Consider the following 13,491-nt stretch of genomic DNA (forward strand, 5'->3'; position numbering starts at 1 on the left):
TTTGATGATTCAGCGGGAAGGCCGCGGTAAAAAAAGAGGCCGTGATCTCTGTTCAAGATCACGACCTCTATATGTTGTGGATTATCCGGGTAAGAATTAGTAGCGGTAGTGCTCGGCTTTGAACGGCCCCTGCGGCGTCACGCCGATATAGTTAGCTTGTTCTTCCGACAGTTCCGTCAACCGGGCGCCAAGTTTGGCGAGATGCAGGCGCGCAACCTTCTCATCGAGATGCTTCGGCAGGATGTGGACGCCGTTCTGGTACTGCGCACCCTTGGTGAACAGCTCGATCTGCGCCAGAACCTGATTGGAGAACGATGCGGACATCACGAAGGACGGGTGGCCGGTGGCATTGCCAAGATTAAGAAGACGGCCTTCGGACAAAAGGATCATCCGGTTGCCCTTTGGGAACTCGATCAGGTCAACCTGCGGCTTGATGTTGGTCCATTTCAGATTGCGCAGCGAGGCGACCTGAATTTCGTTATCGAAATGGCCGATATTGCCGACGATCGCCATGTCCTTCATTTCGCGCATGTGATCCATGCGGATGACGTCCTTGTTGCCGGTCGTTGTGATAAAGATGTCGGCGGAAGAGACGACGTCTTCGAGTTGAACGACTTCAAAGCCGTCCATGGCGGCCTGAAGCGCGCAGATCGGATCGACTTCGGTCACCTTGACGCGGGCGCCGGCGCCGGCGAGCGAGGCAGCCGAACCCTTGCCGACATCGCCATAACCGCAGACGACGGCAACCTTGCCGGCCATCATCACATCGGTGCCGCGGCGGATGCCATCGACGAGCGATTCCTTGCAGCCATATTTGTTGTCGAACTTCGACTTGGTAACTGAATCGTTGACGTTGATCGCCGGGAAGGGCAGCAACCCCTTGGCATGCAACTGATAGAGACGGTTGACACCCGTCGTGGTTTCCTCAGTCACGCCCTTGATGGCGTCGCGCTGCTTCGTAAACCAGCCCGGTGAGGCGGCAAGACGCTTCTTGATCTGGGCGACGAGGATTTCTTCCTCTTCCGATTCCGGCTTCGACAGCACGTCCTCGCCGGCTTCGGCGCGGGCGCCGAGCAGGATGTACATGGTCGCGTCGCCACCATCATCGAGGATCATGTTGGATACGCCGCCATCGGCCCATTGGAAGATCTTGTCGGTGTAGGTCCAGTATTCTTCCAGGCTTTCGCCCTTGACTGCAAAGACCGGAACGCCGGTCGCAGCGATTGCCGCTGCAGCGTGGTCCTGTGTCGAGAAGATGTTGCAGGATGCCCAGCGGACCTCCGCGCCAAGCGCAACCAGGGTCTCGATCAGGACGGCCGTCTGGATGGTCATATGCAGCGAGCCGGTGATACGCGCTCCCTTGAGAGGCTTCTGGGCGCCGAACTCCTCGCGGCAGGCAATCAGGCCCGGCATTTCAGTTTCTGCGATGATGATTTCCTTACGGCCGAAATCGGCAAGGCCGATGTCCGCTACCAGGTAGTCGTTGGTCGTATCCATGAAGCTCTCCGGGATAAGGCCAGCTGCGGAAGAGGTCCGTGCGGGCGCATGAAATTCTGCGTCCAGCACAAATGCCGGACGTTTGTTCTTCACCTATCAGGTTTCATGAAAAGGATCAACAGGACATAAAGAAGTCTTTATATCTTTATGTCTTCCCTATGCTTCCTCGCCGAACTTGTCGGAGACGAGGGTGTCCAGCGCATCGAGCGCTTCCTGTGCCTGCGGTCCGCTTGCCTCCACGAGAATGGACGAACCGGTGCTGGCGGCCAGCATCATCAGTCCCATGATGGATGTTCCGCCGACGCTCATGCCGTCTTTCGTCACCCTGATGTCGGCTTCATACGCTTCGACGGTCTGGACGAACTTCGCGGAAGCGCGGGCATGCAGGCCACGCTTGTTGACGATGGGCAATTCGCGGGAGAGCGCCGCAGACGCTGCGTCATTATTTCCCACTGAGGACACGACTTGCGACATTGATGTATTTCCTGCCTGCTTCAGATGCTTCGACGAGAGCCTTGTCCATGTCGCTTTCGCTCCGCACGCCGGCCAGTTTGATCAGCATGGGAAGGTTGACCCCTGCGATGACTTCGACCGTTCCGCTCTGCATGACCGAGATTGCCAGATTGGAGGGAGTGCCCCCGAACATGTCGGTGAGTATGATGACGCCCTTGCCGTCATCGGCTGCCATGACAGCTTGCAGTATGTCCTGGCGGCGCTGGTCCATATCGTCCTCTGGACCGATGCAGACAGTCTCGATCAACTTTTGCGGACCGACAACATGCTCCAGAGCATGACGAAACTCCTCAGCCAGCTTGCCATGTGTGACAAGCACAAGTCCGATCATGGTGTCTTTGCTCCAACTGCATCTGCAAATTCTCGATGGTCGGATATCGCAACGCAACAATTCCGTCCACCTCGGGGCGGCCATCTTGGCAAGGAAAAGCCGAAGTGCAAGTTAAAAATCCCCGAATCCTTCCGTAAATGGCATCATCGCTCTTGAAATTCTCTGCGTTGAGACAGGATTACCCGCAAAATTTCGAATGCATTGCTTCCATCTCCGTAGGGTAGCCGTAACAGAGGCAAGCAGGCTCCGGCGGCCAGCGTCCATGTTTCGCCGTCCGGCGGGAGACGTGGTTCGAAAGGCGCCTTGACGGGAAGAACAGCGAAATCCAGTCGGGCTGCCGGGATGCTGTTTATCGTGACAATGCCCGCGCCGCGAATTTCTGCAAGGCCGGCAATCGAGGCCGGCCGACGTGCAATAATCAGGCCGTCATAGATTGAAATCAGCACTTGATCGTCGGCGATAAGTGAAGCATAGATCATGTTGGCTCGCGCCGCCGTCAGGCAGGACAGCGCCAGAGTGGTCTTGCCGGCACCGGATGGTCCAACGAACAAGAAGCCCTGCGTTCCCAGCACGATCGCCGTGGCGTGAAGATTCGGCGCTTGTCCGGTCACGCGTTGCTCTCGACCGGGAGCGACAATGTGAACCGTGCGCCCGTAATCCTGCCCGAAGCATCCGTCATGTTCTCAGCCTTCAGCGAACCTCCATGGGCTTCGGCGATCTGGCGTGAAATCGACAGGCCGAGACCGGAGTTCTGACCGAAATCCTCGCCGTCCGGCCGGTCTGTATAAAAGCGTTCGAAAATGCGGTCGATATCTTCCGCCTGAACGCCGGGGCCATTGTCCTCGACATAAATGAGGCAGCGGCTGCGGGTTCGCGTCAGGCGCAAAACGATGCGCCCACCTTCGCCGGGTACGAACGAGCGGGCGTTTTCGATCAGGTTGGTGATGATCTGGCCGATGCGCAACTCGTAGCCGGCAACATCGAATCGCGCTTTGGGATTGTCCTTGCGCTCGACGACGAAGCTTAGCTGAACGACTTTTTTGCCGCTGCGGATCTGCCGGGAAATATCCACGAGGTCACCCAGCAGCTTTTCCAGATCGACGGCCTTCGCATCGCTGCGGGCAAGCTCCGCATCGAGCCGCGACGCATCGGAAATATCACTGATCAGCCGGTCGAGGCGGCGCACGTCATGCTGAATGACGTCCATCAGCCGCTTCTTGGACTCGTCCGTGCGGGCGAGCGGCAGCGTTTCGACGGCGCTGCGCAGGGACGTCAGCGGGTTTTTCAGTTCGTGGCTGACATCGGCCGCGAAATTTTCAATCGCGGCGATCCGGTCGTAGAGGGCCGCGGTCATTTCACGCAGAGCAACGGAAAGATTGCCGATTTCGTCCTGGCGGGAGGAGAAGTCGGGAATTTCTTCGCGCTCCTTCGCGCCGCCACGGCGGACACGGATGGCGGCCGCCGACAGGCGGCGCAAGGGATTGGCGATCGTGCTCGACAGAAGTAGGGACAGGATGACGTTGACCATGGCCGCGACGCCGAAGACGCGAATGATGGCAAGCCTTTCGGCATGGACGATCTTGTCGATATCGCCGGCCTGCGTCGATAAAAGCAGGACGCCGAGTACGGCGCGGAACCGCTGGACAGGCACGGCGACCGAAACGATCAGTTCACCCTTTTCCGTCACACGCACGACAGCGCCGCGCACACCGGTCAAGGCATTCATCACCTCCGGATAGATCGAGCCGTTGCCGCCAGGCGGCTCCTTGTACAGCGGCAGGTTTCCCGGTTGCAGGATGCGGTTGAACCAGGAATTCAGCCTCTCGGATATCGTCACGGATTCCGGCTCGATGGGGGGCAGGTCGAACCTCAGGACCTGGCCACCTGTATAAAGGTGTCGCGAATCCAGAAGAAGATCCGCATCCGCGTCGAACAGCCGGGCGCGGGTGCGGGTCGGTGAAATCAGCCGCCGCAGAACAGGTGCGACGCGCTCCTGATTGATCGGGAATTCGAGATCCTCGTCGCTCGGCAGCGGCGTGATGCTCTGGCCCGCCTGCAGTTCCAAAAGCTTTTCCGGATCGATGGTGATGGAATTGGTATCGACGGAGGCGGAGGCTGCAATCGCACCCGCAATGATTTCGCCCTGGGTCAGCAGGCTTTCGACGCGGGCATCGATAAGGCCTTCGCGAAACTGATTGAGATACATGATGCCGCCGACGAGCACGACGAGGGCGACGAGGTTGAAAAACAGAATACGCCGGGTCAGGCTGGAAAAGACGGCATTGCCGAACAGGCGTCGGATCAGCGTGAACGGATGTGCCCACGTCTTTCCCGGCACATCCCTGCCATCGCCTTCTTCCATATCAATGTTTCGCAAGACGTCGACCAAGCCTTCAACTTCCGCTTCCGCGGCCCCTGCTCAAGGAACAGCCCGGATGCGCCCTTTGGCACGAGGCTTTTAGCACAGCTTGCGCTTGCAGGCCATGCATGGGCATCCCTCTACCAAGCCGGGCTCCCATGCATCAGGCGCTTTCGCGGAACCGGTAGCCGACGCCATAAAGCGTTTCGATCATGTCGAAATCATTGTCGACCATTTTGAACTTTTTGCGCAATCGTTTGATATGGCTGTCGATTGTCCGGTCATCGACATAGACCTGCTCGTCATAGGCGGCGTCCATCAGGGAATCGCGGCTCTTCACCACGCCGGGGCGCTGCGCCAGGGAATGAAGAATGAGAAACTCGGTCACAGTCAGCGTCACCGCCTCGTTCTTCCAGGTACATGTATGGCGCTCCTGGTCCATCGCCAGTTGGCCGCGCTCCAGCGATCGCGCCTGCACATCGCTTGCAGCCTTCGGCCCGCCAGCATTATTGCCGGCCGCGGCGGCGGCTTCCCGGTTGGCGGACCGGCGCAGGATGGCCTTAACCCGCTCGACCAGCAGACGCTGCGAGAATGGCTTCGTGATGAAGTCGTCGGCGCCCATCTTCAAGCCGAACAACTCGTCGATCTCCTCGTCCTTGGAGGTGAGGAAAATGACCGGAATGTCCGATTTCTGACGCAGGCGGCGCAGAAGCTCCATGCCGTCCATGCGTGGCATCTTGATGTCGAAGATCGCCAGTTGCGGGGGACGGCCGAGAAGGCCGTCCAGCGCCGAGGCGCCATCGGTGTAGGTTTCAACCTTGTAGCCTTCTGCCTCTAATGCAATCGACACCGAGGTGAGGATGTTTCGGTCGTCGTCGACAAGTGCAATCGTCTGCATCGTAAAAGCTCCACCATTTCCATCTCGCCGTAGCAAGCCCGGACCCGGGCATGACGACGGACATCATCTGCTTTTTGAGTATAAAGGTGGAACAAATTGTGGCGAAGCAAAAACGGTTGGTTGCGATCTATGCCCAGAGCAATCTTCGAAGGTTTGTTTAATGTCCGATTCAACCGATTAAAAAAGCTATATTTTTCTTTAAATCGATTAATATACTGATATCATTGATAATTTTTGGACAGCAACCTTGTCTTTTAGGAGCTACCAATCTAAGGTCCCCTCAATAACATTCACTCGGCAATCACGGAGGAAAGCTGAACCATGCAGGAACTCGGCATTCGCAACCCATCCCTTGGGCTGGAATCAATCGGCTTCACCAACCTAGACATGGTTCGGTACAACTTTGGCACCCCTGAACTTTACGAAGAAATTCTGAGCCGCGGCGAAGCGCAGCTGACGGCAGATGGTGCGATTCGCGCATTGACGGGCCAGCACACCGGCCGCTCGCCCAAGGATAAATATGTCGTTCGCGATGCCACGACGGCGGACAAGATCTGGTGGGACAACAACAATCCGATGTCGCCGGAACATTTCGAGATTCTGTTTCAGGACATGCTCGATCATGCCAAGGGCAAGTCGCTCTATGTTCAGGATCTGATCGGCGGCGCAGACCATGAAAATGCCCTGCCGACCCGTGTCGTTACTGCATTTGCCTGGCACTCTCTCTTTATCCGCAATCTTCTGATCCGCCCGGAGAAAGCGTCGCTTGCGTCGTTTGTGCCGGAGCTTGTGATTATCGACCTTCCCGACTTCAAGGGCGATCCCGCGCGTCACGGTTGCCGCGGCGAAACCGTGATTGCCTGCAACTTTGCAAAGGGCATTATCCTGATCGGCGGCACGTCCTATGCCGGCGAAATGAAGAAGTCCGTCTTTACCATGCTCAACTATCTGCTGCCGGCCCGCCGCGTCATGCCGATGCATTGCTCGGCCAATGTTGGCCCGGACGGTGACGCTGCCGTGTTCTTCGGACTTTCCGGAACGGGCAAGACGACCCTTTCGGCCGATCCGAAGCGTATCTTGATCGGCGATGACGAGCATGGCTGGGGCAAGGATGGCGTCTTCAATTTCGAAGGCGGTTGCTACGCCAAGACGATCCGGCTTTCGGCCGAGGCCGAGCCGGAAATTTTCGCCACCACGCGGCGCTTCGGCACGGTGCTGGAAAATGTCGTGCTTGACGACAACCGGGTGCCGGATTTCAACGATGGTTCGCTCACGGAAAATACCCGCTGCGCCTATCCGCTGGATTTCATCTCGAATGCCAGCAAGACAGGGACCGCCGGACATCCAAAGACGATCATCATGCTGACGGCGGACGCTTTTGGCGTCATGCCGCCGATTGCCCGCCTGACGCCCGATCAGGCCATGTACCACTTCCTGTCCGGATACACTGCCAAGGTTGCCGGAACGGAAAAGGGCGTCACCGAGCCTGAGGCCACGTTTTCGACATGCTTCGGCGCGCCGTTCATGCCGCGCCATCCTTCGGAATACGGCAATTTGCTGAAGGCGCTGATTGCCGAACACGGTGTCGATTGCTGGTTGGTCAATACGGGCTGGACCGGGGGTGCCTATGGGGTCGGAAGCCGCATGCCGATCAAGGCGACGCGCGCGCTTCTCACCGCAGCACTTGAAGGTTCCCTGGCATCCGCCGAGTTCCGCACCGATGCCAATTTCGGCTTCGCGGTTCCCGTATCGGTGCCGGATGTCGACAGCACCATTCTCGACCCGCGCTCGACCTGGAGCAACGGAGAAGCCTATGACGTGCAGGCGCGCAAACTGGTGGACATGTTCGTCGCCAATTTCGCCAAGTTCGAGAGCCATGTCGATGGAAGCGTCCGGGACGCGGCGCCGGGCGTAAAGCTCGCGGCGGAGTAAGCGGAAAAGATTGCAGGCTATGATTCACGTGAAACCCGGCTTCTGCCGGGTTTTTCGCGTTTTGTCGTCAATGGCGTTTCCAACACGGCTATCCTGTGAGATATGAAGCGGGAGGGAAGACCGATGGCCAGCGATCCGCTTTATATCAATGCCAGAATCACCATCGCCGGTTGGGAACTGACCGAGCAATTCGTGCTGGCCGGCGGGCCGGGCGGGCAGAACGTCAATAAGGTTTCGACGGCGGTACAGCTGTTCTACGGTATCCTGACATCGCCCGCCCTGCCGGAACGTGTTCGGGAAAATGCGATCAAGCTGGCCGGACGCCGGGTATCCAAGGATGGCGTTCTGCTGATCGAAGCCAGCCGCTTCCGCAGCCAGGAGCGCAACCGCGAAGATGCCCGTGACAGGTTGAGGGAACTGATCCTGAAAGCTGCCGAGCCGCCACCGCCACCGCGCCGCAAGACCAAGCCGACAAAAGGATCGATCGAGCGCCGGCTGAAGGCAAAGACCGGCCGTAGCGAAGTCAAAAAGCTGCGTGGCCGGCCGCAGGGCGATTGAATTGCGCTTAGCCGACCTTGCTTTCATCTGCTGCTGCCCTCTGTTAGTCTCGACCACAGCAAAGGGAGAAACGCCATGGGACTGTTCGATTTCATCAAGAATGCCGGGAAGAAACTGGGCATCGGCGACGACGATGCGCCGGATGTCGAGGCCGTGAAAAAGGAACTCGATTCCCATAAAATCGGGACCGACAAGGTCGATGTTGCCGTGGAAGGCGACAAGGTGGTTTTGAAGGGCGTGGTGGAAGATCAGTCCGCCTTCGAAAAGGCAGTGATAGCCGTCGGCAACACGCTTGGCATTTCCAAGGTCGAGGCCTCTGAGCTCAAGGTCGGTAATGCCGCCACGGCGACGTCGGCTCCGGCCAAGGATCCCGTGTTGTACACGGTCAAGAAGGGCGACAATCTCTGGAAGATCGCCGAGACCCAGTATGGTGCCGGAAAAGGTGCAAAAAACACTGTTATTTTCGAAGCCAACAAGCCGATGCTGACGCATCCCGACAAGATCTATCCGGGTCAGGTTCTGCGCATTCCCGAGCTGGATAAGGCATAAATGAGGAAATACATTCTTACGTTGTGGATCCTGCTCTCGGCTCTGTTGATCGGGAGCGGGTCTCCATCCGCGCAGTCTCTTCGAGAACCGGCAAAGGGTTCACCGGAGCGGGCAGCCGTGCTCGAAGCACTACGCCCGGCGGTCGAGGCGGAAATGCGCGGCCCGGTCGAGTTCGTCGTCACGACGATTCGCGTCTCGCCAAACTGGGCTTTTGTTCAAGTCGATCCTCAACGGCCCGGCGGTGATCCGATCGATCCGGAAGAAACCGGTTTTGCCGGCGAAACGGATATGATGGACGGGTTGACGGTCTATGCGCTGTTGACGTTCCAGTCGGGTCGCTGGAACCTGATCGATCATCTGGTCGGCCCGACGGATGTCGGATATGCTGACTGGCAGCAGCGCTACGGTGTGCCGCCGGCTGTCATCGGCATGGAATAACGCCGTCATGCAGGTTCTCCCAAAGGGCATCCGGCATATCCCGGGCTTCCTTGATCGGGAGAAGCAGCAAAACCTGGTCGAGACTGTCCGCGCAATCGTGACTGCGTCACCGCTCTATGTACCCGCAATGCCGCGCACCGGCAAGCCGATGTCGGTGCGCATGACCAATTGTGGCTCTCTCGGCTGGGTAACGGACAAGGAGCAGGGTTACCGCTATCAGGCGCTTCATCCTGTGACGGGCCAGCCGTGGCCCGCGATACCGGACGTTCTTCTGGATATCTGGCAAACTGTCTCCGGAACAGGCAAGGAGCCTGAAGCCTGCCTCGTCAACTTCTATACCGATGATGCGCGCATGGGCTTGCATCAGGACCGCGACGAAAAGGATCTGGAAAGCCCCGTGGTATCGATCTCGCTCGGCGACACCTGCCTGTTTCGTGTCGGTGGGCGCGAGCGCAGCGACAGCACCCTGTCATTCAAGCTGGCAAGCGGCGATGTCGTGGTCTTGGGCGGAGAGGGGCGTCTCGCTTTTCACGGGGTCGACAAGATCTACCCCAATACGTCGACGCTCTTGAAGAATGGCGGCCGGATCAACCTTACACTCCGTCGCGTCACCCAATGATCGTCACAGTTTTCGCAAGGCGACCGTTTCGGTGAGATGGTTCTGGCCCTTTTGCAGAATGAGGTCGGCGCGGGGACGCGTCGGCAGAATATTCTGGCGCAGGTTCTTCAGGTTGATGTTGTGCCAGAGCCCTTCGGCTATCGAAAAGGCTTCCTCCTCGCTCACGTCCGCATAGCGCGTGAAGAAGGAATCGGGATTGCGAAAGGCCGTCTGTCTCAGCCGCATGAAGCGGTTGACATACCAGGTATGGATCAGGCTTTCCTCGGCGTCGATGTAAATGGAAAAATCGAAAAAATCCGAAACCATTGGTACGATCTTGCCGTCGGCGGGCAGATTGCGCGACTGAAGCACATTGATGCCTTCGAAGATCAGAATATCCGGCCGGTCGACGATCTGGAATTGGTCTGGCAGCACATCATAGGTCAGGTGCGAATAGGTCGGCGCCTTGACGTTCGGCTGGCCGGCCTTGATGGCGGACAGGAAGCGCAGCAGCGCGCCGATGTCGTAGCTCTCGGGAAAGCCCTTGCGGTCCATCATGTTTTCGCGAAGCAGGGAAACATTCGGGTAGAGAAAGCCGTCCGTGGTGACAAGATCGACCTTGGGGCTCGATGGCCAGCGCGACAGAAGCTCGGCGAGAATGCGTGCGGTCGTGGACTTGCCCACGGCAACCGAACCGGCAATGCCGATGACAAACGGGGTCTTCGCCTCGCCGGACATGCTGAGGAAGCGCTGCCGCTGAGCGAACAACATCTGTGACGATTCAACATGGGCGGACAGGAGCCGTGACAGCGAAAGATAGATGCGCCGGACTTCGCTGAGATCGATCGGGTCGTTGAGCGAGCGCAACCGCCGAACCTCGTCGGCCGTCAATGTCAGGGGTGTATCCGCCCGGAACCGCGACCATTCCTCCGCAGAGAAAAAACGATAGGGTGACGTGTCGATGTTGCGAAAATGATCCGGAATATCGGCCGGGCCTGCGTCTTTTGCCGCGATGCTCATGAAATCTACCGGCTCGCCTTTTCCTGAATGCCCGATTGGCGCGTTCGCCTCTCAAGCTCGCTCATCACATCCTGCAACGGAATATCCGCAATTTTCAATACGACCATCAGATGATAGAGCAGGTCGGCACTCTCGGAAACGAGATTGTCCCGGTCACCGGACACCGCGGCGATAACGGCCTCAACCGCCTCTTCGCCCAGCTTCTTGGAGGCCTTGGCCTGTCCCTGCGCCATAAGCTTTGCCGTCCAGGATTCCTCCGGCGATGCCTGCGCCCGTGTCGCCACGATTCTTTCGAGATCGGAAAGGCTGAAATCGCTCATCAGGTTCAGATCCTCAGGCTCAATCGAGGCGCATGGCGATGCCATGCTCTGCCATATAGCGCTTGGCCTGGCCGATGCTATAGGTGCCGAAATGGAAGATCGAGGCGGCAAGCACCGCCGTCGCATGCCCGTCGCGAATGCCTTCGACCATATGATCGAGAGTGCCGACGCCGCCGGACGCAATGACCGGTACGGAGACACGATCGGCAATGGTGCGGGTGAGGCCGATGTCGTAGCCGGTTTTCCGGCCGTCACGGTCCATTGAGGTCAGCAACAGCTCGCCCGCGCCAAGCTGCACCATTTTCTCGGCAAAAACCACGGCATCGATGCCCGTCGCCTGCCGTCCGCCATGGGTAAAGATTTCCCAGCGGTCGTCTTCACCCGGTTGCGAGACTTTCTTGGAATCGATCGAAACGACGATGCACTGATTGCCGAACTTGTCGGCCGCCTCGGCGACGAAATCGGGATTGCTGACTGCGGCCGAATTGATCGACACCTTGTCGGCTCCGGCCAGCAGCAGCTTGCGAATGTCGGCTACGGTTCTCACGCCGCCACCAACCGTCAGAGGCATGAAGCAATGCTCGGCCGTGCGGGTCACCACGTCGAAGATCGTATCGCGATTGTCGGATGACGCGGTGATATCGAGGAAACACAGCTCGTCCGCACCGGCGGCATCATACGCCTTCGCCGATTCGACGGGATCGCCGGCGTCGATCAGATCGACGAAGCTAACCCCCTTGACGACACGGCCGTCCTTGACGTCGAGACAGGGGATAACGCGGGCTTTGAGGGTCATTTTGTCTCTGCAAAACTTGCTGAAAGTATCTAGACGGCTTCATACTGATCTGCATGGAAAATGGCGAGTATATTTTTTATGCTGATGAAAGCGGCGACCATTCCCTCGTGTCCATCGACGAGGCCTATCCGGTTTTCGTGCTTTCGGTCTGCGGCTTCAAGATATTGGAATACACCCAAAAGACGGTACCCAGTTTTCAGAAATTCAAATTTCGATACTTTGGTCACGACATGGCGGTGCTGCATGAAAGGGAAATCCGTAAGCAAATTGGCGACTTTACTTTTCTCACCAATATCGAGGTCAGAGAAAATTTTCTTCGTGATCTTACGAAGATAGTTGATGCCGCTCGGTTCGACATCTTTTCCTGCATCATCGACAAGCGAAAATTCCGTGCCGATTTCTTCCCGGACAATCCTTACCGAATTGCTTTGTCTATCTGTTTGATGGCAGTTCACAGACACCTCAAAAACATCGGAAAACACGAACAGACTTACTACTTCGTTTTCGAAAAGCGTGGAGAGAAGGAAGATAAGGAACTTGAGTTGGAGTTTCGCCGGATCGTTGCGGGCGAAAACCAGATCCGAGTGCGCCTTGATAGTTTCAAACTTCGGTTTGCCGACAAGAAATCAAACTCGACAGGCATGCAGCTTGCGGACCTTACGGCAAGGCCTTTGGGTTTAAGTTATTTGCATCCTCAGCAATCAAATCGGGCGATGAGCATTATCCAATCCAAACTTTGCAAAGTCCGCATTCCCGTCAATACCGAGCGAGGAATTTATGCGCCATCTGGCATAAAAGCGAAAAGCCCCGGATAAACCGAGGCCAGACGCCGACCGGGAACCCCCAATCCATTTGCACCCATATAACACAATTTCGAATGATTGTCAACAATAAACCATTTTAAATCAATAGCTTAAGAACCTGCCTAAGTGACTCAAACTATTGAGCTTTAAGCAATTGCAGCGCCTCCACAGGATCGATGCGTCCGTCATAGAGCGCCCGGCCTGAAATCGCGCCTTCGAGTTTCGCAGCATCCGGCCGGACCATGCGCCTGATGTCGTCCATCGAGGCCAGGCCGCCCGAGGCGATGACGGGGATCGAAACCGCGTCCGCCAGTTCCAGCGTCGCCTCCCAGTTGATGCCGGTGAGGATGCCGTCGCGGTCGATGTCGGTATAGATGATGGCCGAAACGCCGGCGCCCTCGAATTTTTTCGCAAGCTCTATGATGCCGAGTTCGGAGGCTTCCGCCCAGCCCTCGACGGCCACTTTGCCGCCCCTGGCGTCGATGCCGACGGCCACCTTGCCGGGAAATTTCTTGCAGGCTTCGATCACCAGCGCCGGGTCGCGCACGGCGATGGTGCCGAGGATGACGCGGGCTAGGCCGCGCGACAGCCAGCTCTCGATATGCTCTAGCGTGCGGATGCCGCCGCCGAGCTGCACCGGATTGTTCGTCGCCTTCAGGATCGCATCGACCGCCGCCCCGTTGACGGTTTCGCCGGCGAAGGCCCCGTTGAGATCGACGACATGCAGCCATTCGAACCCTTGGTTTTCAAAAGCTCTGGCCTGGTCGGCGGGGTCGGGGTTGTAGACAGTGGCCTGTTCCATATCGCCGAGCTTGAGGCGAACGCACTGGCCGTCTTTCAGGTCGATGGCGGGGAAAAGGATCATGCAGATTACTCGCT

Annotated in this window: 16 protein-coding genes; 6 read left to right on the top strand and 10 right to left on the bottom strand. The window is 57.8% G+C overall.

The window, feature by feature from the left end:
* Nucleotides 1-96: 96 nt before the first annotated feature.
* From ahcY to PY308_RS00525, 6 genes are all read right to left on the bottom strand, one after another.
* Nucleotides 97-1,497: an adenosylhomocysteinase gene (gene ahcY / locus PY308_RS00500; protein WP_275786818.1), complete on the bottom strand. Its 1,401-nt coding sequence runs from the start codon at nt 1,495-1,497 to the stop codon at nt 97-99.
* A 156-nt stretch (nt 1,498-1,653) separates the two neighbouring features.
* The gene (locus tag PY308_RS00505; protein WP_275786822.1) at nt 1,654-1,971 is read right to left on the bottom strand and encodes an HPr family phosphocarrier protein; all 318 of its coding nucleotides are present in this window, start codon (nt 1,969-1,971) and stop codon (nt 1,654-1,656) included.
* Nucleotides 1,940-2,341 (bottom strand): PTS sugar transporter subunit IIA, encoded by a 402-nt coding sequence (locus tag PY308_RS00510; RefSeq protein WP_275786824.1) that lies wholly within the window; start codon nt 2,339-2,341, stop codon nt 1,940-1,942. Before PY308_RS00510 ends, PY308_RS00505 begins: the two co-directional genes overlap by 32 nt.
* 143 nt (nt 2,342-2,484) lie before the next feature.
* Nucleotides 2,485-2,952, bottom strand: coding sequence for an HPr kinase/phosphorylase (locus PY308_RS00515; protein ID WP_275786827.1), 468 nt, complete (start codon nt 2,950-2,952; stop codon nt 2,485-2,487).
* Nucleotides 2,949-4,703 carry a sensor histidine kinase gene (locus PY308_RS00520; RefSeq protein WP_434064184.1) on the bottom strand — a complete coding sequence of 585 codons (1,755 nt, stop codon included), beginning with the start codon at nt 4,701-4,703 and terminating at the stop codon, nt 2,949-2,951. Before PY308_RS00520 ends, PY308_RS00515 begins: the two co-directional genes overlap by 4 nt.
* 160 nt (nt 4,704-4,863) lie before the next feature.
* Complete coding sequence (locus PY308_RS00525) at nt 4,864-5,598, bottom strand: response regulator transcription factor (RefSeq protein WP_275786829.1); 735 nt, start codon at nt 5,596-5,598, stop codon at nt 4,864-4,866.
* 321 nt (nt 5,599-5,919) lie between these two features.
* On the opposite strand from PY308_RS00525, the gene PY308_RS00530 reads away from it, so the two are divergent.
* The 5 genes from PY308_RS00530 (at nt 5,920) to PY308_RS00550 (ending at nt 9,694) form a co-directional block, all read left to right on the top strand.
* A complete protein-coding gene (locus PY308_RS00530) occupies nt 5,920-7,530 on the top strand; it encodes a phosphoenolpyruvate carboxykinase (protein WP_275786831.1) in 1,611 nt (536 codons plus the stop codon).
* Nucleotides 7,531-7,653: 123 nt separating this feature from the next.
* Entirely contained in the window at nt 7,654-8,088 is a 435-nt protein-coding gene (gene arfB, locus PY308_RS00535) for an alternative ribosome rescue aminoacyl-tRNA hydrolase ArfB (protein WP_275786834.1), read from the top strand.
* Between the two features lie 75 nt (nt 8,089-8,163).
* A complete protein-coding gene (gene lysM / locus PY308_RS00540; RefSeq protein WP_275786838.1) occupies nt 8,164-8,637 on the top strand; it encodes a peptidoglycan-binding protein LysM in 474 nt (157 codons plus the stop codon).
* Nucleotides 8,638-9,075: a hypothetical protein gene (locus PY308_RS00545; protein WP_275786840.1), complete on the top strand. Its 438-nt coding sequence runs from the start codon at nt 8,638-8,640 to the stop codon at nt 9,073-9,075.
* Between the two features lie 7 nt (nt 9,076-9,082).
* On the top strand, nt 9,083-9,694 hold the full coding sequence (locus PY308_RS00550; protein WP_275786843.1) for an alpha-ketoglutarate-dependent dioxygenase AlkB family protein: 612 nt from the start codon (nt 9,083-9,085) through the stop codon (nt 9,692-9,694).
* Between the two features lie 3 nt (nt 9,695-9,697).
* Here PY308_RS00550 and coaA read toward each other — a convergent pair whose 3' ends face one another.
* From coaA to hisF, 3 genes are read right to left on the bottom strand one after another with little or no spacing between them, the layout of a single operon-like run.
* Nucleotides 9,698-10,693 carry a type I pantothenate kinase gene (coaA, locus tag PY308_RS00555; protein WP_275786845.1) on the bottom strand — a complete coding sequence of 332 codons (996 nt, stop codon included), beginning with the start codon at nt 10,691-10,693 and terminating at the stop codon, nt 9,698-9,700.
* 5 nt (nt 10,694-10,698) lie between these two features.
* Complete coding sequence (locus PY308_RS00560; protein ID WP_275786848.1) at nt 10,699-11,013, bottom strand: phosphoribosyl-ATP diphosphatase; 315 nt, start codon at nt 11,011-11,013, stop codon at nt 10,699-10,701.
* A 19-nt stretch (nt 11,014-11,032) separates the two neighbouring features.
* Nucleotides 11,033-11,809, bottom strand: a complete 777-nt coding sequence (gene hisF / locus PY308_RS00565; RefSeq protein WP_275786849.1) for an imidazole glycerol phosphate synthase subunit HisF — start codon at nt 11,807-11,809, stop codon at nt 11,033-11,035.
* 53 nt (nt 11,810-11,862) lie between these two features.
* Between hisF and PY308_RS00570 the strand changes: the two genes are divergently transcribed.
* A complete protein-coding gene (locus PY308_RS00570; protein ID WP_275786852.1) occupies nt 11,863-12,624 on the top strand; it encodes a DUF3800 domain-containing protein in 762 nt (253 codons plus the stop codon).
* Between the two features lie 124 nt (nt 12,625-12,748).
* On the opposite strand, the gene hisA is transcribed toward PY308_RS00570, so the two are convergent.
* Nucleotides 12,749-13,477, bottom strand: a complete 729-nt coding sequence (gene hisA / locus PY308_RS00575) for a 1-(5-phosphoribosyl)-5-[(5-phosphoribosylamino)methylideneamino]imidazole-4-carboxamide isomerase (protein ID WP_275786854.1) — start codon at nt 13,475-13,477, stop codon at nt 12,749-12,751.
* Nucleotides 13,478-13,491 lie beyond the last annotated feature (14 nt).

The sequence above is a fragment of the Pararhizobium gei genome (genome assembly GCF_029223885.1).
In the GTDB taxonomy this organism is placed as follows: Bacteria; Pseudomonadota; Alphaproteobacteria; order Rhizobiales; family Rhizobiaceae; genus Pararhizobium; species Pararhizobium gei.

Coding starts and splice junctions, on each gene's coding strand:
- ahcY (WP_275786818.1), bottom strand. CDS start 1,497: ATGGATACGACCAACGACTACCTGGTAGCGGACATCGGCCTTGCCGAT.
- PY308_RS00505 (WP_275786822.1), bottom strand. CDS start 1,971: ATGTCGCAAGTCGTGTCCTCAGTGGGAAATAATGACGCAGCGTCTGCG.
- PY308_RS00510 (WP_275786824.1), bottom strand. CDS start 2,341: ATGATCGGACTTGTGCTTGTCACACATGGCAAGCTGGCTGAGGAGTTT.
- PY308_RS00520 (WP_434064184.1), bottom strand. CDS start 4,703: ATGGAAGAAGGCGATGGCAGGGATGTGCCGGGAAAGACGTGGGCACAT.
- PY308_RS00525 (WP_275786829.1), bottom strand. CDS start 5,598: ATGCAGACGATTGCACTTGTCGACGACGACCGAAACATCCTCACCTCG.
- PY308_RS00530 (WP_275786831.1), top strand. CDS start 5,920: ATGCAGGAACTCGGCATTCGCAACCCATCCCTTGGGCTGGAATCAATC.
- arfB (WP_275786834.1), top strand. CDS start 7,654: ATGGCCAGCGATCCGCTTTATATCAATGCCAGAATCACCATCGCCGGT.
- lysM (WP_275786838.1), top strand. CDS start 8,164: ATGGGACTGTTCGATTTCATCAAGAATGCCGGGAAGAAACTGGGCATC.
- PY308_RS00545 (WP_275786840.1), top strand. CDS start 8,638: ATGAGGAAATACATTCTTACGTTGTGGATCCTGCTCTCGGCTCTGTTG.
- PY308_RS00550 (WP_275786843.1), top strand. CDS start 9,083: ATGCAGGTTCTCCCAAAGGGCATCCGGCATATCCCGGGCTTCCTTGAT.
- coaA (WP_275786845.1), bottom strand. CDS start 10,693: ATGAGCATCGCGGCAAAAGACGCAGGCCCGGCCGATATTCCGGATCAT.
- PY308_RS00560 (WP_275786848.1), bottom strand. CDS start 11,013: ATGAGCGATTTCAGCCTTTCCGATCTCGAAAGAATCGTGGCGACACGG.
- hisF (WP_275786849.1), bottom strand. CDS start 11,809: ATGACCCTCAAAGCCCGCGTTATCCCCTGTCTCGACGTCAAGGACGGC.
- PY308_RS00570 (WP_275786852.1), top strand. CDS start 11,863: ATGGAAAATGGCGAGTATATTTTTTATGCTGATGAAAGCGGCGACCAT.
- hisA (WP_275786854.1), bottom strand. CDS start 13,477: ATGATCCTTTTCCCCGCCATCGACCTGAAAGACGGCCAGTGCGTTCGC.